19 protein-coding genes are annotated in these 19,804 nt (G+C 72.1%); 8 read left to right on the plus strand and 11 right to left on the minus strand.

Annotated elements, in window-relative coordinates; translation table 11 throughout:
* Positions 1 to 13 precede the first annotated feature (13 nt).
* Complete coding sequence (locus tag VGD70_RS35840; RefSeq protein ID WP_331089433.1) at positions 14 to 475, minus strand: SRPBCC family protein; 462 nt, start codon at positions 473 to 475, stop codon at positions 14 to 16.
* Positions 472 to 780: a metalloregulator ArsR/SmtB family transcription factor gene (locus tag VGD70_RS35845; RefSeq protein WP_331089435.1), complete on the minus strand. Its 309-nt coding sequence runs from the start codon at positions 778 to 780 to the stop codon at positions 472 to 474. The genes VGD70_RS35840 and VGD70_RS35845 overlap by 4 nt, the downstream gene beginning before the upstream one ends.
* Before the next feature lie 103 nt (positions 781 to 883).
* On the opposite strand from VGD70_RS35845, the gene VGD70_RS35850 reads away from it, so the two are divergent.
* Positions 884 to 1,849: a S1C family serine protease gene (locus VGD70_RS35850; protein ID WP_331089437.1), complete on the plus strand. Its 966-nt coding sequence runs from the start codon at positions 884 to 886 to the stop codon at positions 1,847 to 1,849.
* On the opposite strand, the gene VGD70_RS35855 is transcribed toward VGD70_RS35850, so the two are convergent.
* The 8 genes from VGD70_RS35855 to VGD70_RS35890 all read right to left on the minus strand — a co-directional run bounded on the left by VGD70_RS35855 (position 1,778) and on the right by VGD70_RS35890 (position 8,900).
* On the minus strand, positions 1,778 to 2,020 hold the full coding sequence (locus VGD70_RS35855) for a hypothetical protein (protein WP_331089439.1): 243 nt from the start codon (positions 2,018 to 2,020) through the stop codon (positions 1,778 to 1,780). The genes VGD70_RS35850 and VGD70_RS35855 overlap by 72 nt on opposite strands.
* Positions 2,010 to 2,381: a hypothetical protein gene (locus VGD70_RS35860; RefSeq protein WP_331089441.1), complete on the minus strand. Its 372-nt coding sequence runs from the start codon at positions 2,379 to 2,381 to the stop codon at positions 2,010 to 2,012. The genes VGD70_RS35855 and VGD70_RS35860 overlap by 11 nt, the downstream gene beginning before the upstream one ends.
* Positions 2,382 to 2,462: 81 nt before the next feature.
* Positions 2,463 to 3,233 (minus strand): ESX secretion-associated protein EspG, encoded by a 771-nt coding sequence (locus tag VGD70_RS35865; protein ID WP_331089443.1) that lies wholly within the window; start codon positions 3,231 to 3,233, stop codon positions 2,463 to 2,465.
* A gap of 6 nt (positions 3,234 to 3,239) precedes the next feature.
* Complete coding sequence (locus VGD70_RS35870; RefSeq protein WP_331089445.1) at positions 3,240 to 4,496, minus strand: hypothetical protein; 1,257 nt, start codon at positions 4,494 to 4,496, stop codon at positions 3,240 to 3,242.
* A gap of 46 nt (positions 4,497 to 4,542) precedes the next feature.
* Positions 4,543 to 5,028 carry a hypothetical protein gene (locus tag VGD70_RS35875; protein ID WP_331089447.1) on the minus strand — a complete coding sequence of 162 codons (486 nt, stop codon included), beginning with the start codon at positions 5,026 to 5,028 and terminating at the stop codon, positions 4,543 to 4,545.
* A gap of 178 nt (positions 5,029 to 5,206) precedes the next feature.
* A complete protein-coding gene (locus tag VGD70_RS35880; RefSeq protein WP_331089449.1) occupies positions 5,207 to 6,073 on the minus strand; it encodes an alpha/beta hydrolase in 867 nt (288 codons plus the stop codon).
* Positions 6,074 to 6,090: 17 nt separating this feature from the next.
* On the minus strand, positions 6,091 to 7,587 hold the full coding sequence (locus VGD70_RS35885; RefSeq protein WP_331089451.1) for a CoA-acylating methylmalonate-semialdehyde dehydrogenase: 1,497 nt from the start codon (positions 7,585 to 7,587) through the stop codon (positions 6,091 to 6,093).
* Positions 7,587 to 8,900, minus strand: coding sequence for an aspartate aminotransferase family protein (locus tag VGD70_RS35890; protein ID WP_331089453.1), 1,314 nt, complete (start codon positions 8,898 to 8,900; stop codon positions 7,587 to 7,589). Before VGD70_RS35890 ends, VGD70_RS35885 begins: the two co-directional genes overlap by 1 nt.
* Before the next feature lie 85 nt (positions 8,901 to 8,985).
* On the opposite strand from VGD70_RS35890, the gene VGD70_RS35895 reads away from it, so the two are divergent.
* The 7 genes from VGD70_RS35895 (at position 8,986) to rocD (ending at position 17,902) form a co-directional block, all read left to right on the plus strand.
* Positions 8,986 to 10,605 carry a PucR family transcriptional regulator gene (locus VGD70_RS35895; protein ID WP_331089455.1) on the plus strand — a complete coding sequence of 540 codons (1,620 nt, stop codon included), beginning with the start codon at positions 8,986 to 8,988 and terminating at the stop codon, positions 10,603 to 10,605.
* A gap of 42 nt (positions 10,606 to 10,647) precedes the next feature.
* Complete coding sequence (locus VGD70_RS35900) at positions 10,648 to 11,514, plus strand: NUDIX domain-containing protein (protein ID WP_331089457.1); 867 nt, start codon at positions 10,648 to 10,650, stop codon at positions 11,512 to 11,514.
* 141 nt (positions 11,515 to 11,655) lie between these two features.
* A complete protein-coding gene (locus tag VGD70_RS35905) occupies positions 11,656 to 13,191 on the plus strand; it encodes an NCS1 family nucleobase:cation symporter-1 (protein ID WP_331089494.1) in 1,536 nt (511 codons plus the stop codon).
* Positions 13,184 to 14,026 (plus strand): nitrilase-related carbon-nitrogen hydrolase, encoded by an 843-nt coding sequence (locus VGD70_RS35910; protein WP_331089459.1) that lies wholly within the window; start codon positions 13,184 to 13,186, stop codon positions 14,024 to 14,026. Before VGD70_RS35905 ends, VGD70_RS35910 begins: the two co-directional genes overlap by 8 nt.
* A 25-nt stretch (positions 14,027 to 14,051) precedes the next feature.
* Entirely contained in the window at positions 14,052 to 15,437 is a 1,386-nt protein-coding gene (gene hydA, locus VGD70_RS35915; RefSeq protein ID WP_331089461.1) for a dihydropyrimidinase, read from the plus strand.
* A gap of 16 nt (positions 15,438 to 15,453) precedes the next feature.
* On the plus strand, positions 15,454 to 16,452 hold the full coding sequence (locus VGD70_RS35920; RefSeq protein ID WP_331089463.1) for a TIGR03842 family LLM class F420-dependent oxidoreductase: 999 nt from the start codon (positions 15,454 to 15,456) through the stop codon (positions 16,450 to 16,452).
* A gap of 253 nt (positions 16,453 to 16,705) precedes the next feature.
* Positions 16,706 to 17,902, plus strand: a complete 1,197-nt coding sequence (gene rocD / locus VGD70_RS35925; protein WP_331089496.1) for an ornithine--oxo-acid transaminase — start codon at positions 16,706 to 16,708, stop codon at positions 17,900 to 17,902.
* Positions 17,903 to 18,123: 221 nt separating this feature from the next.
* On the opposite strand, the gene VGD70_RS35930 is transcribed toward rocD, so the two are convergent.
* Positions 18,124 to 19,749, minus strand: a complete 1,626-nt coding sequence (locus tag VGD70_RS35930; protein ID WP_331089464.1) for an ABC-F family ATP-binding cassette domain-containing protein — start codon at positions 19,747 to 19,749, stop codon at positions 18,124 to 18,126.
* Positions 19,750 to 19,804: the final 55 nt, after the last annotated feature.

A 19,804-nucleotide genomic window follows, 5' to 3' on the forward strand; every position in this document is an offset into this window, starting at 1 on the left:
CTATGTCGTCGGGTTAGATCTGCTCGGCGTAAGCCGCCAGAATGCCCGCCCACCCACCCGGCGAGTCGATGCCGCGCAGGACCTGCTCGGGCTTGTCGTGGCGCTCGATGTGCCGGTGCTCCAGGTCGACCCGGGTACGGTCGGGTGCCTCCGCGATGAAGCGGACCTCGATCTCGCTCGCCATCGCCGGGTTCGGGTCGTAGCTCCAGTCGGCCTGCAGGTGCCAGGACAGCACCACCCGGCCCGGCGGCTCCCAGGCCAGCACCCGGCCCCAGTCGCACTCGCTGCCGTCCGCGCCGCGCTCGTACCAGCGGCCGCCCCGGTGCGGCTCGATGACCGCGTCGGCCAATTCGGCCATGCCGATGTGGTGGCCCTTCGGCCACCAGGTGAAGAACCGCTCGGTGAACACGGTGAAGGCGTGCTCCCGGGCGGCCCGCACGGTCACCGACCTCACCACAGCGAGGGTCGTGCTCATGTGTCCTCCTCCGCCGCCGCGGCGAACGCGGCGAGTGCGTTGTCCCAGAGCTGGTCCAGGTAGTCGCGCAGCGCCGCCACGCCACGCGGGTCGACCCGGTAGAGCCGCCGGGTGCCCTCGGCGTGGTCGAGGACCAGCTCGACCTCCTTGAGCACCCTGAGGTGCTGCGACACGGCCGGGCGGCTCACCGGCAGCTCGCGTGCCAACTCACCGACGGCCCGCGGCCGGTCGGCCAGCAGCTCGAAGATCGCCCGGCGAGTGGGATCGCCGAGCGCGCCGAGCGCCGCCATTTGGTAAGTCGACACGAACCGTAAGTTACGACTTACCGCCGGATTCGTCAAGCGACTTCTTGGCCGACACTTCGCGCTCTCACAGGCTCCTCCCAGGCAGCGGGCTCACCGTGGAGTCATGACCGAGACCTACCAGCCACCGCGCCAGCCTCCGGTGCCCCCATGGACCTACCCGAGCCCGTCCTACCTCCCGCCGCAGCCCCCGGTCCCGCCGGCCCCGCCGGAGTCCGGACCGCAGCCGGGACCGCAGCCGCCGAGGAACCGCTTCCAGCGCAACACGATCGCGCTCCTCGCGGCCGCCACGCTCGCCGCGGGCGGTATCGGCGGCACGGTCGGCGCGCTGCTCGGGGGAGACAACGGCACCGCGCCCGCGCCGGCCGCCGCGAGCGCGTCCACCACGTCGAACACCTCGCCGGTGGACGTCAGCTCGGTGGTCGACAAGGTCAAGAACAGCGTGGTCCAGGTGAACGTGCAGTCGCCGAACTCGCAGGGCATCGGCTCCGGCGTGATCCTCAGCGCCGGCGGCCGGATCCTCACGAACAACCACGTCGTCGCCGGCGCCGACCAGGTGACCGTCACGCTGGCCGACGGCCGCACGGTGCCCGCGACCGTCGTCGGCACCGACCCGGCGAGCGACCTGGCGGTGATCCAGGCCCAGGGGGTGTCCGGCCTGACCGCCGCGAAGTTCGGCGACTCCGCCGCGGTGCACGTCGGCGACGAGGTCATCGCGATCGGGTCGCCCGGCGGCCTGCAGGGCACGGTGACGACGGGGATCGTCAGCGCGCTCAACCGCGAGGTCAACGTGCCCGCCGACCAGCAGCAGACCCCGCAGGGCCTGCCCTTCGGCGTGCCGGGCTCGAGCTCGGGCTCCGGCGGCACCGTCACCTACCACGCGATCCAGACCGACGCGTCGATCAACCAGGGGAACTCCGGGGGACCGCTCTTCAACACCGCCGGCGAGGTCGTCGGCATCAACTCGGCGATGTACTCGCCCGTCTCGGGCCCGAACGGGTCAGCGGGCAGCGTCGGGATCGGGTTCGCCATCCCGAGCAACGATGCCCAGAAGGTGATCAACCAGTTCTGAGCCACCGACCGTGATGCTCGCCCGCCGCGCCTCGGCCACCGCCAGGGACGCGCGGGTGAGCAGCCACCCGGCCTTCCGCACCCGCCGCCGCTCCCGCCGCGCCGCGACCAGCAGCGCGGCGGCGCCCACGGTGAGGACGACCCCGGCGAGGACGGTCAGCTCAGCGAGCACGGTGCAACCTCACGTCGGCCCGCACGCCCTGGTCGGTGAGGCTCTGCCGCACCTTGCCGATGAGCCGCCGGTGGACGACGTCGCGCAGGAGCCGCGGGGTGAGGACGGTGAGCGGGCGGGTGAGCGCGCTTTCCTTGTGCGCCAGCTCGAAGAGGTTGAGGATCTCGACCGCGACGACGTGCCTGGCGCCGACCCCGAAGGTCCGCGACAGCTCCGGCGGCAGCGCGTCGATCTCGTCGACCAGCTCGTCGACCCGCTCCCCCAGCAGCCCGACGTCCGACCGGAGCACCCGCAGCTCCCGCACCGCGAGCCCGAGCACCCCGACTCCGACGAGAACGAGCACCAGCCCAACGACCGACATCAGGCCCACCTCCGCGCGACAACGCTACGGACCCGGTACCACCCACCGAACCGCCACCCGGCCCCGGATGTCGGCCACACCTCAGCCGAGCAGGGAGCGGTGCATCTCCTGCAGGCGGCGGACCAGGTCGGTCCGGGACGCCGGGGCGACCAGGACCCGGTGCTCGCCGTCGCCGGCGTCGGTCATGTGGTTGAGCCAGCGGCCGGTGGGGGTGTCGGCGTAGCGCAGCGGGTACGGGACGGCGCGGCGTCTGGCCATCCGGTCGCGTACGGCCACGTACAGCTCGCCGCCGCCGGTGGTGGGCTGGGCGGCGATCTGCTGGACGGCCCGCACGTCCGGCGGCGCGGGCCGGCTGCCCACCCCGGCCTCGGTGCGGTGCCGGCCGCCCACCGCGGCCAGCGCCTCCGAGCGCAGGATGCTGTGCGCCTCACCGCGGGCCGGGGGGACCTCGGGGGTCTGCGCCACCAGCACCTGCGGCAGCGACTCCGGCCGGATCTGGTTCAGCGTGACCGTGTCGCCGTCGCGGACGGCGAGGACGGCCTCGCGGCCGATGGCGGCGGCGAGCACCGCCCGGGTGGTGTCGCCCTCGTTGACCCAGCCGTAGAACTCCGCGCCCGCCCGGCACAGCACGGTGAGCGACGCGACCAGCTCGACGTCCAGCCGGCCGCGGTTGTCGAGCAGCCCCAGCCGGATGAACTCCTGGCGGGTCTGCGTCTCGAGCTGGTGCTGGAACGCCTTCGGCCGCCACTTCGCCGGCGGCGCCAGCGTGACGTGCAGCTCGCCGAGGTTCTCCAGCCGCACCAGGCGGACCAGCGCCTCGGCCGGCATCGTCAGCGGGCTCGCGAGTACCACGGCGCCCTACTCGCCGATCACCGGCGGCGCGGTGACCTCGTCGGAGCCGAACGTCTCGTCCGGGTCGGGCTCGACCAGGAACGACGGCCGCTCGTGCTCGCCGTCCTCGCTGTTCTGACCGCGACCGCCGCCGCCCATGCCGCCCATGCCGCCGCGGCCGCCGGAGCCACCGGCCCCGCCTCGACCGGCCGCGCCTTCCGCGGCCGCCGCCGCACCGGCACCACCCGGGCCGAAGCCGCCACCGGGACCACGCCCGGCACCCGCCCCGCCCGCGCCACCGCCGGCGCCGCCGGAGCCACCGGGACCGAAACCGCCACCACGCGGGCCGAACCCGCCCGGACCGCGACCCCCGGGTCCGCCGCCGGCGCCACCGCCCGGGCCGAAGGTGCCGCCTGGGACGACGCCCGGCAGGTTCTGGCCACCCGGGCCGTTCGGCGGGCCGCCCGGCGGGACCGGGACGCGCCACGGGTCGAGCGAGCGCGGCGGGGTGTACTGCTCGGGCCGGGTCTGGTTCAGCTCACCCGGCGGCCGGTTGCCCACGTCCGGCCGGGTCTGGCTGGTGAGGGTCTGGTCGTGCGTCTGCGGAAGGGAGGTGTTGCGCGAGTTGTCGGTGCCGTTGCGTTTCGACGGGTCACCGGGCTGCGGCGGGCGGATCGGCCGGATCGGCCCGGGCGGCCACACGACTGGCTTGCGCACGCCGATCTCCGACTTGTCCGCCGCGATCGAGCCGTAGGAGGTGGGCATGCGGTTGGCGTTGTTCTCGGTGGCGCCCTCGTAGGCCTCCATGACCGCGACGTTCATCTCGTTGGCCGCGTTGACCTCGGTCATCCGGCGCTCGTAGTTGCGGCCGGCGCTGCCGAGGGTGGTGACGTTGTCCCAGATGCCCGGCTTGTCCGGCGTCGGCGGGATCTCCCGCACCGAGCTCTTGGCCGAGGAGAACACGTCGGTCTGGTCGGTCATCACCATCTGCGCGGCGGTCATCGAGTCCTGTGCGGTGCCGTGCTCGACGGCGAGCGGGGCCGCGCCGCGTCGGGCCGCGCCCGCCGCGTCGCCCTGCCAGGCCGACTCCATCATGTTGGTGAGCCGGACGATCGAGTCGACCCGGCCCTTGTAGTGGTCGACCAACTGCTGCACGCTCGTCGAGGCGTGGGTGAGCCCGCGGCCGTCGTCGCCGGTGCCGCCGTGGAAGTTGCGGTAGATCTCCTCACCGCTCCAGCCGAACGCGCCCCCGCCACCGAAGACACTGCTGTCGAAAACGCTCATGCCATACCCCCTGAGTGCAGGGACTCCCTTCGCTGCGGCGACCTGGTCACGTCGGGTAGACGCGGCGCATGCTGGTGTGGGCCGCGTCCTCCGTGGTCTGCATCTGCGCCCGGGCCTTCTCGAGGTTGGCGAGGAAGGTCTCGGCGTACTTCAGCATCTCGACGCTGTGCTTCCACATGACCCGCAGCGACTCGCGGGCCGCGTCGGCCTGCATGAGGCTCATCGGGTCGCCGGCCGGCTGGTTGACGACGTCGGCGGTGGACAGGATCTGGTCGCGGTCGCCCATGATCGAGGTGATCTCCTGGCGCCACGCCCCGATGACGGCGTCGAGCTCGGGCAGGCTCGCGAACATGAACTTGCCGCCCGAGCCACCGCCCCCGGCGGACGTCTTCCAGTCGGCGCCCAGCAGCGCAGAGACCCAGCCGGTGACCTTCGTGGCGGCGATCTCCTGGTTGATCTGGTCCGCGGGCGTGCCCGCGTCCTGCTGCGCACCGCCCCGGTTCTGTTGCTCAGCGGTTGCACCGTCAGGCACGCCCACCACACCCCTCGTCCCGCCGTTCACCATGATCGATCCCTGAGCTTACCGCCTGTGACCAGGCCGGACACCCGGGGATTGGGACGTGGGCAGTCGTGTACCGGCCCCGCACCACGTCCCGGCGGCCAGACCATACGACACGGCGCCGACGGTCGCTGGCCATTCGGTCAAGAAATCACGGCAGGAAGTCGAGCAGGGCCTTCGCGAGCTCCCCGGGCGCCTCCTCAGCCATGTGGTGACCCGAGTCGATCACGCCGCCCCGCAGGTCAGCGGCCCATGGCCGCCAGACCTCGAGCACGTCGCCGTACAGCTCCGCCAGGTCGTCGTGGGCCGACCACAGCACGAGCGTCGGGCAGGCCAGCGTGCGGCCGGCCGCCCGGTCCGCGTCGTCGGCCGCGCGGTCGACGCCGAGGCCCGCCCGGTAGTCCTCCAGCATCGCCTTGACCGTGTCCGGGTCGCGGATCGCGTGCCGGAAGTCGGCGAAGTTCTCCGCGCCGAGCCGCTGCGGGGTGTTGCGGTCGCCGACCCGGTACCACTCGTCCGGGTCGGCGTTGATCGCGCGCTCGGGCTTGTCCGGCAGCCCGAAGAAGAACCAGTGCGCCCACGCCTGGGCGAACCTGGCGTCGCAGCGGGCCAGCGCCTCGCCGATCGGCACGCTGTCCAGCACGGCCAGCGCGGTGACCACCTCCGGGCGGTCCATCGCCAGCCGGAACGCGACGTAGCTGCCTCGGTCGTGGCCGACGACCGCGAACCGCTCGTGGCCGAGCACCCGCATCAGCTCGACGCAGTCGGCCGCCATCGCCCGCTTCGAGTAGGGCGCGTGGTCCGGCGTGGTCGGCGGCTTGTCCGACCGGCCGTAGCCACGCAGGTCAGGGCACACGACGGTGTACCTCGTGGCGAGCACGGGGGCGACCCGGTACCAGGTGGTGTGCGTGCGCGGGTGGCCGTGCAGCAACAGCACCGCCGGCCCGCGGCCGCCGTGCCGCACCCGCAGCGTCACCTCACCGGCGTCGATGCCCTCCAGCGCGAAGTTGTCGAACACCGCCCGATTCAACCCCGTCAGTCATTGCGCGGGAAGCCCAGATTCACCCCACCGTGCGACGGGTCGAGCCAGCGCGAGGTGACCACCTTGGTGCGGGTGAAGAAGTGCAGCCCGTCCGGGCCGTAGGCGTGCGTGTCGCCGAACAGCGAGGACTTCCAGCCGCCGAAGGAGTAGTAGCCGACGGGCACCGGGATCGGCACGTTGACCCCGACCATGCCGACCTCGATCTCGTTCTGGAACCGCCGCGCGGCGCCGCCGTCGTTGGTGAAGATCGCGACGCCGTTGCCGTACGGGTTGTCGTTGACCAGCGTCACCGCCGACTCGTAGGTGTCCGAGCGGACCACGGACAGCACCGGGCCGAAGATCTCGTCGGTGTAGATCGACATGTCCGGGCCGACGTGGTCGAACAGCGTGGGGCCGAGCCAGAAGCCCCCGGCGGCGCCGTCGATCTCGTGGTCGCGGCCGTCCACCACCAGCGAGGCGCCCGCCGACAGCCCGGCGTCCACATAGGACGTCACGCGGTCCCGGTGCGCGCCGGTGACCAGCGGGCCCATCTCGCAGCCCGGCCGGCGGCCGTCGCCCACGCGCAGCCCGGCCATCCGCTCGCGGATCTTCGCCACGAGCTCGTCGCCGACCGGGTCCACCGCGACGACGACGGACACGGCCATGCACCGCTCCCCCGCCGAGCCGAACCCGGCCGACACCGCGGCGTCCGCGGCGAGGTCGAGGTCGGCGTCGGGCAGCACGACCATGTGGTTCTTCGCCCCGCCGAGCGCCTGGACCCGCTTGCCGTGGCTGGTGCCGGTATCGTAGACGTAGCGCGCGATCGGCGTGGAGCCGACGAACGAGATGCCGCGCACGGCCGGGTGCGACAGCAGCCCGTCGACCGCGACCTTGTCGCCGTGCAGCACGTTGAGCACGCCGTCGGGCAGGCCGGCGCGGGCCCACAGCTCGGCCACGAAGTTCGACGCGGACGGGTCCTTCTCCGAGGGCTTGAGCACGACCGTGTTGCCGCAGGCGATCGCGTTGGGCACGAACCACAGCGGCACCATCGCGGGGAAGTTGAACGGCGAGATCACCCCGACCACGCCCAGCGGCTGGCGCATCGAGTACACGTCCACCCTGGTCGAGACGTTCTCGCTGAACCCGCCCTTGAGCAGCGCCGGGATCCCGCAGGCGAACTCGACGTTCTCCAGCGCCCGCGCCACCTCGCCGGCCGCGTCGTCGAGCACCTTGCCGTGCTCGGCGGTGACGATGGCGGCGAGCTCGTCCTTGTGCTGGTTGAGCAGCTCGCGGAACGCGAACAGCACCTTCGACCGGCCCGCGAGCGAGGTGTCGCGCCACGCGGGGAACGCCCGCGCGGCCGCCTGCACCGCTTCGTCCACTTCGGACTGAGCGGCGAAGTCGACGTGCGCGGCGACCTCGCCGGTGGCCGGGTCGAACACCTCACCCCTGCGCTCGGCGACCCCGGCCCACGGCTTGCCGTCGATCCAGTGGCTGATCCGGCCCGCCATCACTTCGCCCCGTCCCGCGTGGTCCCGTCGGCGGCGGCGACGGCCGCGGCCAGGATGTCGAGCGCCTCGGCCAGCTCCTCGGCCGTCAGCGTCATCGGCGGCGCCAGCCGGATGACGTTGTTGTGCAGCCCGCCCTTGCCGACGAGCAGGCCGTGCCGGCGGGTCTCCTCGAGCACCGTCATGGCCGCCGCGGGCGACGGCGTCATGCCGCCCGGCTCGACCAGCTCGATGCCGACCATGAGGCCCTTGCCGCGCACGTCGCCGACCACGGGGTGCTTCGCCGCGACCGCCCGCAGGCCGTCGATCAGCTTCGCGCCCAGCGTCGCGGCGTTGGCCTGCAGGTCGTGGTCCAGCAGGTAGTCCAGCACCGCCCGCGCGCCCACCGTGGACACCGGGTTGCCGCCGAACGTGGAGATCGAGCTGGCGCCGAGCGAGTCCATGATCTCGCCGCGGGCCACCACGCCGCCGATCGCGAGGCCGTTGCCCAGCCCCTTGGCGAAGGTCATCAGGTCCGGCGTCACGCCGTGCGCCTGGATGCCCCAGAAGTCGCCGCCGGTGCGGCCCCAGCCGGTCTGCACCTCGTCGGAGATGAACAGGATCCCGTGCTCGGCAAGGACTTCCGCGAAGCTGCCGAACAACCCGTCCGGCGGCAGCGAGAACCCGCCGACACCCTGGATCGGCTCGGCGATCATGCACGCCACGTCGCCGGAGGTGCCGGTCTGCAGCACGTCGCGCAGGTCGTCGGTGCACGCGGCGATGTAGTCGGCGTCCGACAGCGCGGCGAACGGGCTGCGGTACCGGTACCCACCGTGCACATAGGACACCTTGACCGGCGACAGCGAGGACGCGGACCAGCCGCGGTTGCCGGTGACGCCGACCGTCGCGAACGCGCGGCCGTGGTAGGAGTTGCGCAGCGCCAGCACCTGGTTGCTGCGCCGGTACTGGGTGGCGAGCATCAGCGCGGTCTCGTTGGCCTCGGTGCCGGAGTTGGTGAAGAACACCTTGGCGTCGGGGATCCCGGACAGCCGGGCGATCCGCTCGGCGAGCTCGACCTGGCTGCGGATCAGGTACAGCGTCGAGGTGTGCAGGATGCCGGTGTCGAGCTGCTTGCGCACGGCGTCGCTGATCTCGGCGACGTCGTAGCCGATCGCGTTGGTGAGGATGCCGGCGAAGAAGTCGAGGTAGGTCTTGCCGTTCGAGTCGGTCACCCGGCGGCCGTGCCCGTGCACGATCTCGATCGGGTCGTCGTAGAACAGCGCCATCCAGCTCGGCAGGACGGCACGATGGCGATCGATCAGACGCGGTTCACCCATGCCCCCGAGTGTGGCCGCGCACCCGGGCGCGCGCCATGGACAGTGTGTATCGGCGCCCCCTGGCCGGCCGTACAGTGTGCACAACATGTACCCGACCGTGTCCGATGTGCTCGCGCTGCCGGTGATCCAGCAGGGCCGCGCCACGGTGGTCGCCGGCGCCGGCGGGCTGGACCGGCCGGTGCGCTGGGTGCACATCGCGGAGATCGCCGACATCGCGCCGCTGCTGCGCGGCGGCGAACTGGTGCTCACCACCGGCATCGCGCTGCCGGACGACCCGGCCGCGCTCACCCGCTACGTCGGCGAGCTCGCCAGGGCGGGGGTCGTCGGCGTGGTCGTCGAGCTGGTCCGGCACTGGAGCCGCGAGCTGCCGGCCGCGCTGGTGGCCGCCGCCGAGGAGCACGCGCTGCCGCTGGTCACGCTGTCGCGCGAGACCCGGTTCGTCGCGGTCACCGAGGCGGTGGTCGGGCTGATCGTCGAAGCACAGGTGGCGGAGCTGCGGGCGGCGGAGCGGGTGCACGAGACGTTCACCGCGCTCACCGTGGCGGGCGCGGAGCCGGCGGAGGTCCTGCGCGAGGTGGCGCGGGCGTCCGGGCTGCCGGTGGTGCTGGAGACGCTGGGCCACGACGTGCTGGCCTACGACGCGGCCGGCGCCGACCCGGGTGAGCTGGTCGCGGACTGGGCGGCGCGGTCGCGGGCGGTCACCGGCACCGCGCGGACGAGCTACCACGCCGACACGGGCTGGCTCGTCACCGTGGTCGGCGCGCGGGGCAACGACTGGGGCCGGCTGGTGCTGGTCTGCCGGGGCGAGCCGGCGCACCGGCAGGTGGTGATCGCCGAGCGGGCCGCCTCCGCGCTGGCCGTGCACCGGCTGGTCGCCCGGGACCGCGAGGGCCTGGAGCGGCACGCGCACCGGACGCTGCTGACCGAGCTGCTGGCGTCGTCGACCACGCCGGCCGACCTCACCGCGCGGTCGAGCGCGCTCGGGGTGCCGCTGCAACGCCGGCACCTGCTCGGCGTGTCCGTGCGCCCGTCGGCGGTGGCCTCGGCCCGGCCGGCGCCGACGATGGCGACCCAGGAGGTGCTGCGTGACCTGGCCGAGGCCACCGCGCTCGCCGCGCGCCGGGCCCGGGTCGCCGCGCTGGTCGGCGTGGTCGACGACATCTCCGTGCGGGCCTTGCTGTCGCTCACCCCGCAGGCCGACGCGGCCACCGTGGTCCGCCGGCTCGCGAAGGAGATCCACCAGGCCGCGGCCACCGCGCCGAAGGCCCTGCCGGTGGTGATCGCGGTCGGCACGACCGTCGAGAGCGTGTCCGAGGCCCGCCGCAGCCTCGTCGAGGCCGCGCACGTGGCGAAGGCCGCGCTCCGCACCCCGGACGGCCGCCCTTACCACCGGCTCGACGACGTCCGGCTGCGCGGTCTCGTGCACCTGCTGGCCGACGACGACCGGGTGACGGCGTTCGCCTCGCGGGAGCTCGGACCACTCCTGGCCAGGGACGCGGCGCACGCGAGCCGGCTGCTCGAGGCGCTGCGGCACTTCTGCGAGCACGGCGGCAACAAGTCCGCGGCGGCGTCGGCGGCGCACATGTCGCGGACCGCGTACTACCAGCAGCTGTCCCGGATCGAGCAGGTGCTGGGCGTGTCGCTGGACGACCCGGAGTCCGTGTTGTCGCTGCACGTGGCCCTGCTGGTGACCGAGATCGGCTGACTCGTCGGGCCGGGTGTCGGTGGGGTGGCGGATGATGGCCGGATGACGTGGGGAGACGGTGACGGGTTCGTCACGTGCGAGCTCGGGCACAAGCACTGGGGGCGGTACGGGGCGGCGGGCCTGCTGCCTTATCACGACGGGTACGTGCTGCTGCAGCACCGGGCCAAGGTCACCATCGGCGGCGGCACGTGGGGGGCGTTCGGCGGCGCGCGCAGACGCGGGGAGGACCCGGTGGCCGCGGCGCTGCGCGAGACCGCCGAGGAGTCCACGCTGGACGCCAGCGAGGTCACCCTGCGCGGGCTGATGCACGAGGACCACGGCGGCTGGTCCTACGACACGGTCATCGCCACGGCGCCCGCGCTGCTCGAGGTGCGGCCGGCGTCGTGGGAGAGCAAGGGCGCGGCGTGGGTGCCGGTCGACGAGGTGGCCGAGCACAACCTGTTCGAGCCGTTCGCCAAAGCGTGGCCGCGGCTGCGGCAGGCCCTGCGCCGCCCGGTGCTCGTGGTCGACGGGGCCAACGTGATGGGCTCCCGCGCGGACGGCTGGTGGCGCGACCGGGCCGGCGCCTCGGCGAGGCTGCGCGACCAGCTGGGCGCGGTCGACCGGTACACCGGGATCGCCCCCTTCGACGTGGCGATCCCGGAGAAGGTCCTGGTCGTGGAGGGCAAGGCGCGCAACATCGGCCCCGGCGACACCGACGTCCGGGTGGTCTCGGCCGAGGCCGACGGCGACGACAAGATCGTCGAGACGGCGGCCTCGATCGTGGCCGAGGGCCCGGACGTGCTGTGCCTGGTGGTCACCGCGGACCGCGAGCTGCGCCGCCGCTGCGTGGCCGTGGGCGCCGAGGTCACCGGCCCCCGCTGGCTCCTGAACCAGATCGCCCCCAAGGCCGTCGACACCCCTGGCTGACCAGGTCGTGACATGCCCGTAACCCGGACGGACCGGGCATGGGCGGCGCGACCGCCGCAATTGGCAGAGTGTCCACTGTGTGCGCCAACGGTGTACACAGTGGCACTGCCCCCCACCGGCCGGTACGCCCACGATGCCGGGATGGCGCAGAGCACCCTCCCGGACGGCCGGGTCGACCTCGACGACCACGCCGCGATCCGCGACAGCCGCTTCTACAACGAGGAGCTCGCCCCGGTGCCGGTCGAGCGGCGCACCTGGACGACCTACAACTACTTCGCCCTGTGGATGGGGATGGCGCACAACATCCCCAGCTACACGCTCGCCGCCTCGCTGATCGCCCTGGGCATGGACTGGCTCCAGGCCTTCCTCACGATCACCATCGGCAACCTGATCGTCCTGGTCCCCATGCTGCTCAACAGCCACGCGGGCACCAAGTTCGGCATCCCGTTCCCGGTGTTCTCGCGAGCGTTCTACGGGCTGCGCGGCGCCAACCTCGCCGCCCTGCTGCGGGCGTTCGTCGCCTGCGGGTGGTTCGGCATCCAGACCTGGGTCGGCGGCGAGGCGATGTTCGTCATCGTCGGCAAGCTCACCGGGGACGGGTGGACCGGGGCGAGCACGCTGTTCGGCAAGCCGTGGACGCTGTGGCTGTGCTTCCTGGTGTTCTGGGTGGTCCAGATGCTGATCATCTGGCGCGGCATGGAGGCCGTGCGCAAGTTCGAGAACTGGACCGCGCCGCTGGTGTCGGTCGGCTTCCTGATCCTGCTCGCCTACGTCGTGATCAAGGCCGGCGGCTTCGGCCCGATCCTGTCCCAGCCGTCGAAGCTGGGCTGGGGCGCGGACTTCTGGAAGGTGTTCGCGCCGTCGCTGATGGCCATGATCGCCTTCTGGGCGACCCTGTCGCTGAACATGCCGGACTTCACCCGATTCGGTGGTTCTCAGCGCAAGCAGCTCCGCGGCCAGATCCTCGGCCTGCCGACGACCATGTCGTTCATCGCGATCATCGCCATCCTCACCACCTCGGGCGGGGTCGCCCTCTACGGCGAGGCGATCTGGGACCCGGCCCTGCTCGCCGCGCGGTTCTCCAGCCCCGTCGTCGTGGTGATCGCGCTGGTCGCGCTGGTGCTGGCCACCGTGTCGTGCAACCTCGCGGCCAACGTCGTGAGCCCGTCCTACGACTTCTCCAACGCCGCGCCGAAGTACCTCAACTTCCGGCTCGGCGGGCTGATCACCGGCGTGGTCGGCGTGGTGATCATGCCGTGGAACCTGATCTCCGACCCCAACATCTACATCTTCGCCTGGCTGCAGTTCTACGGCGGCGTGCTCGCCGCGGTGGCCGGCGTGCTGGTGGCCGGCTACTGGTTCCAGTACCGCACCGAGCTCGACCTGGAGGACCTCTACGCCGAGCGCGGCCGGTACTGGTACAGCGGCGGCTGGAACTGGAAGGCCCTGATCGCGACGGTGGTGGGCGCCCTGGTCGCGGTCGGCGGCGCGTACTCCAACCCGGGCGCGGGCCCGTTCCCGCGGGACGGCCTGATCCCGTTCCTGCGGGACTTCTACGACTACAGCTGGGTGGCCGGTCTGGTGGTCGCATTCGCGGTTTACTGGGCGCTGTCGCTCGTGCGACCGACCACGGCGAGCGCCCCCGCTCGCCTACCGGAGGGAGAGGTCAGTGTCTGAGATCGTCAGGGCTGGGCTGGTCCAGCAGCGCTGGACCGGGGACAAGGAGTCGATGATCGCCAACGCGGTCTCGGCCATCGGCACCGCGGCCTCGCAGGGCGCCCAGGTGGTGTGCCTGCAGGAGCTGTTCTACGGCCCGTACTTCTGCCAGGTGCAGGACGCCGACTACTACTCCTACACCGAGCAGATCCCCGACGGCCCCACCACGCAGCTGATGTGCGAGCTCGCCGACCAGCACAACATGGTGCTCATCGTGCCGATGTACGAGCAGGAGCAGCCGGGCGTCTACTACAACACCGCGGCCGTGATCGACGCCGACGGCACCTACCTCGGCAAGCACCGCAAGAACCACATCCCGCAGGTCAAGGGCTTCTGGGAGAAGTTCTACTTCCGGCCCGGCAACCTGGGCTACCCGGTGTTCGACACCGCGGTCGGCAAGATCGGCGTCTACATCTGCTACGAGCGCCACTTCCCGGAGGGCTGGCGCGCGCTGGGCCTGGGTGGGGCGCGGATCGTGTTCAACCCGTCGGCCACCAGCCGCGGGCTGTCGGAGTACCTGTGGCGGCTCGAGCAGCCGGCCGCGGCCGTGGCCAACGAGTACTACGTCGCCACGATCAACCGGGTCGGCGTGGAGCCGCTGGGCGACAACGACTTCTACGGCCAGTCCTACTTCGCCGACCCGCGCGGGCAGCTCGTCGGCGACGCCGCGTCGGACAGCGACGAGGAGGTCCTCGTGCGCGACCTGGACATGGGCCTGCTGACCGAGGTCCGAGACCTGTGGGCGTTCTACCGCGACCGCCGGCCGGACAGCTACGACTCCCTCACCAGCGCCTGACACTCCGCACACGAAGAAGGCAGGAATGCGCACTCTCATTCGCAACGGGACGGTCGTCAACGCCGGCGGCGCCCTGCGGGCCGACGTGCTCGTCGACGGCGAGACGATCGCCGCGGTGACCGCGCCGGGCGTGTTCGACACGGCCGAGAACATCATCGAGGCGGACGGCAGGTACGTGCTGCCCGGCGGCATCGACGCGCACACGCACATGGAGATGCCCTTCGGCGGCACGTTCTCCGCCGACACGTTCGCCACCGGCACCACGGCGGCCGCGTGGGGCGGCACCACGACGATCATCGACTTCGCGGTGCAGGCCAAGGGCACGTCGCTGCTGGCCACGCTGGACAAGTGGCACGAGAAGGCCGACTCGCACTGCGCGGTCGACTACGGGTTCCACATGATCGTCTCCGACGTCAACGACCAGTCGTTGAAGGAGATGGAGTCCTGCATCGCGGCCGGGGTCAACAGCTTCAAGATGTTCATGGCCTACCCGGGCGTGTTCTACGCGACCGACGGCGAGATCCTGCGCGCGATGCAGAAGGCCACCGACACCGGCTCGATGATCATGATGCACGCCGAGAACGGCATCGCGATCGACGAGCTGGTGGCCCAGGCCGTCGCGGCCGGCCGCACCGACCCGGTCGAGCACGGCATCACCCGGCCGCCGGAGCTGGAGGGCGAGGCCACCTCGCGGGCCATCCAGCTGGCCAAGGTGACCGGCGCGCCGCTCTACGTCGTGCACCTGTCCGCCCGGCAGGCGCTGGAGGCGGTGGCGGCCGCGCGCGACACCGGGCAGAACGTGTTCGCGGAGACGTGCCCGCAGTACCTCTACCTGTCCATCGAGGACCTGGCGAAGCCGGACTTCGAGGGCGCGAAGTACGTGGCGTCGCCGCCGCTGCGGCCCAAGGACCACCAGGCGGACCTGTGGCGGGGCCTGCGGACCAACGACCTGTCCGTGGTGTCCACCGACCACTGCCCCTTCTGTTTCGTGGACCAGAAGCAGCTGGGCCGCGGCGACTTCGCCAAGATCCCCAACGGGATGCCGGGCGTGGAGCACCGGATGGACCTGCTGCACCAGGGGGTCGTCGCCGGGGAGATCACGCTGGCCCGGTGGGTGGAGGTCTGCTCGACCACGCCGGCCCGGATGTTCGGCCTCTACCCGCGCAAGGGCGTCCTCGCGCCGGGTGCGGACGCGGACATCGTGGTGTACGACCCGGCCGCGCGGCAGACGCTGTCCGTCGAGACGCACCACATGAACGTGGACTACTCGGCCTACGAGGGCATGTCGATCACCGGCAAGGTCGAGACCGTGCTGTCCCGCGGCTCGGTGGTGATCGCCGACGGCGCGTTCCACGGTGCCGAGGGGCACGGCCGGTTCCTGTCCCGCGAGCTGTCGCAGTACCTCGTCTGACCTGGGAGGGTCCACAATGGACTTCGGTGTCGTGCTGCAGACGGATCCGCCCGCGAGCGAGGTCGTCCGGCTGATGAAGGCGGCCGAGGGGCTCGGGTTCTCCTACGGCTGGACGTTCGACTCGGCCGTGCTGTGGCAGGAGCCGTTCGTCATCTACTCGCAGATCCTGGCGAACACGTCGTCGCTGATCGTCGGGCCGATGGTCACCAACCCGTCCACCCGGGACTGGTCGGTCACCGCGTCGCTGTTCGCCACGCTGAACGACATGTTCGGCAACCGCACGGTGTGCGGGATCGGGCGCGGCGACTCGGCACGCCGGGTGATCGGTCAGCAGCCCGCTTCTTTGTCGGTGCTCCGTGATTCCATGCACGTGATCCGGGAACTGGCCGAGGGACGGGAGGCTGAGCTGCATGGGGCACCGGTGCGTATTCCGTGGGTGCGCGACGGGCGGCTGGAGATCTGGATGGCCGCCTACGGGCCGAAGGCACTCAAGCTGGTCGGCGAGCACGCCGACGGGTTCATCCTGCAGACGGCCGATCCCGCGATTACCAAGTGGACCATAGAGTCGGTCCGCGCGGCCGCCCGCGACGCCGGGCGCGACCCGGGCGGCATCACCATGTGCGTCGCCGCGCCGGCCTACGTCGGTGACGACCTGCCGCACCAGCGCAATCAGCTGCGCTGGTTCGGCGGCATGGTCGGCAACCACGTGGCCGACCTCGTGTCGCGCTACGGCGAGTCCGGCCCGGTGCCGCACGAGCTCACCGACTACATCCGCGACCGCGAGGGCTACGACTACGCCCACCACGGCAAGGCGGGCAACCCGTCCACGGACTTCGTGCCGGACTCGATCGTCGACCGGTTCTGCCTGGTCGGCCCCGCGGCCGCGCACGTCGACCGGCTCACCGAGCTGGCCGACCTAGGCGTCGACCAGTTCGCCATCTACCTCATGCACGACGCGAAGGAGCAGACCCTGGCCGCCTACGGCAACGAGATCATCCCCAAACTCACCGCCTGACACGCACCGCCTGACCGGGCCGCGCCTCGGCTTCGTCCGCCCAGGCGCGAGACGCAGATCGACGGGCTCGCGGTGCTGTGGGCGGCACGCCGCCGACCCGCGCCGCACTGCGCGCCGACCGCTGAGCTGACCTGGGTCCGGCCGAACGCAACGAAGCGTTGCGGCCGGATCCATCGACGCAACGAAGGCGCGTTGCGCGCAACGGTCTGCGGATGAAACCGCCGCCCTCGGGCCTTAACCTGTTCATATGTCGATGACTGCTGCCGACCTCATCGCGCTCGACGAACAGTGGAGCACGCACAACTACCACCCGCTGCCCGTGGTGATCGCCGAAGCCGAGGGCGCGTGGGTCACCGACGTGGCCGGCAAGCGCTACCTCGACTTCCTCGCCGGGTACTCGGCGCTCAACTTCGGGCACCGGCACCCGGCGCTGGTCGCCGCGGCGGTCGAGCAGCTCGGCCGGGTCACGCTCACCAGCCGGGCGTTCCACCACGACCAGCTCGGGCTGTTCTGCCAGGAGCTGGCCGAGCTCACCGGCACCGAGATGGTGCTGCCGATGAACTCGGGCGCGGAGGCCGTCGAGTCGGCGATCAAGGTCGCGCGCAAGTGGGCCTACCAGGTCAAGGGCGTGCCGGACGGCACCGCGGAGATCATCGTGGCCGGCTCCAACTTCCACGGGCGGACCACCACGATCATCTCGTTCTCCACGGACTCGGTGGCCCGCAACGACTTCGGCCCGTTCACCCCCGGCTTCCAGGTCGTGAAGTACGGCGACACGCAGGCCCTCGAGGCCGCCCTGTCGCCGCGCACCGCGGCCGTGCTGGTCGAGCCGGTGCAGGGTGAGGCCGGGGTGCTCGTGCCGCCGGCCGGATACCTGCGCGAGGTCCGTCAGCTGTGCGACGACCACGACGTGCTGCTGATCGCCGACGAGATCCAGTCCGGGCTCGCCCGCACCGGCACGCTGTTCGCCTCGGAGCACCACGGCATCCGGGCCGACCTCTACACGCTCGGCAAGGCACTCGGCGGCGGCATCCTGCCGGTGTCCGCGGTGGTCGGCCGGCGCGACGTCCTGGGCGTCCTCAAGCCGGGCGAGCACGGCTCAACCTTCGGCGGCAACCCGCTGGCCTGCGCCGTCGGCCGGGCGGTCATCAGGTTGCTCGCCACCGGCGAGTTCCAGGAGCGGTCCCGTGACCTCGGCGCCCACCTGCACCGCCGCCTCGGCGAGCTCGTCGGCCGCGGGGTCGCCGAGGTCCGCGGCCGCGGCCTGTGGGCCGGCGTCGAGATCGCGCCGGGCCGGCACGCGCGGCAGATCAGCGAGACGCTGATGGCGCGCGGCGTGCTGTGCAAGGAGACGCACGACACGACGCTGCGGGTGGCGCCGCCGCTGGTCGTCTCGCGGGCCGACCTGGACCACGGCATCGACACGATCGCCGACGTACTGGCCGGCTGACAACCCGCCTCCGCCGCCGAGGACAACCCGACCACACGCCCGGAGCTGTCGGTGCCAGCGCCGCCACCAGCGACTAAGGCCTGTCTCGTAGATCATCGGGTGAAGTCCTGCGCCGACCACCGGAACCTCAGGGGACCGTGACGGCACCCAGCCACCACCCACCCCGATACCCGCACCATTCGCCGGAACGCAACGCACACTTTAAATCCCGGGGAGGCGGACTAGTGGGCGCGCTGGACCCGCCCCTCGTCCCACACCGGACCATCCACTTCGGACACCACACCGTCCGAGCGGAACACCAGGAACCGGTCGAACGAGCGGGCGAACCACCGGTCGTGGGTGACCGCGAGGACCGTGCCGGTGAACTCCTCCAGCGCGTCCTGCAACGCCTCCGCCGACGTGAGGTCGAGGTTGTCCGTCGGCTCGTCGAGCAGCAGCAGCGTGGCGCCGGACAGCTCCAGCAGCAGGATCTGGAACCGCGCCTGCTGCCCGCCGGACAACGTCTCGAACCGCTGCTCGCGCGCCGGCGCCAGGCCGTACCGGGACAGCGCCGCCGACGCGGTGCCCTGGTCCATGCCCCGCCGGTCGCCGTCGCCGTGCCACAGGATGTCCGTCAAGGTCCGGCCGACCCACTCCGGATGCTGGTGGGTCTGCGCGAACAGCCCCGGCACCACCCGGGCGCCCAGCCGCGCCGACCCCTCGTGGGCGACGTCGTCGCCGGCGAGCAGCCGCAGGAAATGGCTCTTGCCCGAGCCGTTCGAGCCCAGCACGCACACCCGGTCGGCGAAGAACACCTCCAGGTCGAACGGCTTCATCAGGCCCGTCAGCTCCAGCCCGGCGCAGGTGACGGCCCGCAGGCCGGTCCGCCCGCCGCGCAGCCGCGGCCGCACCGGCGGCTCCCGCGGCGGCAGCGGTGGCGCCCCGGCCTCCTCGAACTTGCGCAGCCGGGTCTGCGCCGCCCTGTACCGCGAGGTCAGCGCGTCGCTGTTCATGGCCGCCTGCTGGAGGTTGCGCACCAGCTCACGCAGCTTCTCGTGCTCCTCGTCCCAGCGCCGGCGCAGCTCGGCCATCCGCTCCCACCGGGCCAGCCGCGCCGGGTGCCACGTGCCGAACCCGCCGCCGTGCACCCACGTCGTCCCGCCCTCCAGCGCCACGACCTGGGTGGCCGCGGACGCGAGCAGCTCCCGGTCGTGGCTGACGAGCAGCACCGCCTTGCCGCACTCGGCCAGCCGGCCCTCGAGCCAGCGCTTGCCCGGCACGTCGAGGTAGTTGTCCGGCTCGTCGAGCAGCAGCACCTGCTCCGCGCCGGACAGCAGCGCCTCGAGCACGAGCCGCTTCTGCTCGCCGCCGGACAGCGTGCGCACCTCGCGGAACCGCGCCCGGTCGAACGGCACGCCGAGCGCGGCCACGGTGACGGTGTCCCAGAGGACCTCGATCTGGTAGCCGCCGGCCTCGCCCCACGCGTGCAGCGCGTCGGCGTAGCGCAGCTGGGTCGGCTCGTCGTCGGTCTCCATGAGCGCCAGCTCGACGGTGTCGAGCGCCTCGGCCGCGGCCCGCACGGCCAGCGGCGCGACGGCGAGCAGCAGGTCGCGCACGGTCCGGTCGTCCCGCACCGAGCCGATGAACTGCGGCATCACCCCGAGTCCACCGTGGACGGTGACGCCGCCCGCGCGCGGGGTGAGCTCGCCGGACAGGATCCGCAGCAGCGTCGTCTTGCCCGCGCCGTTCGCGCCGACGAGCGCCACGACCTGACCGGTGCTCACCCGGAACGACACGTCATCGAAGAGTTGACGGCCGTCGTCGAGCCGGTGAGCCAGCCCGTTCGCCTCGAGAAATCCCGCGCCCATTTCGCAAATCGTCCGGCATCACTCCGTTTGATGCGAACGGTTTTCTGTTTCGTGG

The sequence above is a fragment of the Actinophytocola sp. genome (assembly GCF_036402745.1).
GTDB lineage: Bacteria > Actinomycetota > Actinomycetes > Mycobacteriales > Pseudonocardiaceae > Actinophytocola.

Coding starts and splice junctions, on each gene's coding strand:
- VGD70_RS35840 (WP_331089433.1), bottom strand. CDS start 475: ATGAGCACGACCCTCGCTGTGGTGAGGTCGGTGACCGTGCGGGCCGCC.
- VGD70_RS35850 (WP_331089437.1), top strand. CDS start 884: ATGACCGAGACCTACCAGCCACCGCGCCAGCCTCCGGTGCCCCCATGG.
- VGD70_RS35860 (WP_331089441.1), bottom strand. CDS start 2,381: ATGTCGGTCGTTGGGCTGGTGCTCGTTCTCGTCGGAGTCGGGGTGCTC.
- VGD70_RS35870 (WP_331089445.1), bottom strand. CDS start 4,496: ATGAGCGTTTTCGACAGCAGTGTCTTCGGTGGCGGGGGCGCGTTCGGC.
- VGD70_RS35885 (WP_331089451.1), bottom strand. CDS start 7,587: ATGGCGGGCCGGATCAGCCACTGGATCGACGGCAAGCCGTGGGCCGGG.
- VGD70_RS35890 (WP_331089453.1), bottom strand. CDS start 8,900: ATGGGTGAACCGCGTCTGATCGATCGCCATCGTGCCGTCCTGCCGAGC.
- VGD70_RS35895 (WP_331089455.1), top strand. CDS start 8,986: ATGTACCCGACCGTGTCCGATGTGCTCGCGCTGCCGGTGATCCAGCAG.
- VGD70_RS35900 (WP_331089457.1), top strand. CDS start 10,648: ATGACGTGGGGAGACGGTGACGGGTTCGTCACGTGCGAGCTCGGGCAC.
- VGD70_RS35905 (WP_331089494.1), top strand. CDS start 11,656: ATGGCGCAGAGCACCCTCCCGGACGGCCGGGTCGACCTCGACGACCAC.
- hydA (WP_331089461.1), top strand. CDS start 14,052: ATGCGCACTCTCATTCGCAACGGGACGGTCGTCAACGCCGGCGGCGCC.
- VGD70_RS35920 (WP_331089463.1), top strand. CDS start 15,454: ATGGACTTCGGTGTCGTGCTGCAGACGGATCCGCCCGCGAGCGAGGTC.
- rocD (WP_331089496.1), top strand. CDS start 16,706: ATGACTGCTGCCGACCTCATCGCGCTCGACGAACAGTGGAGCACGCAC.
- VGD70_RS35930 (WP_331089464.1), bottom strand. CDS start 19,749: ATGGGCGCGGGATTTCTCGAGGCGAACGGGCTGGCTCACCGGCTCGAC.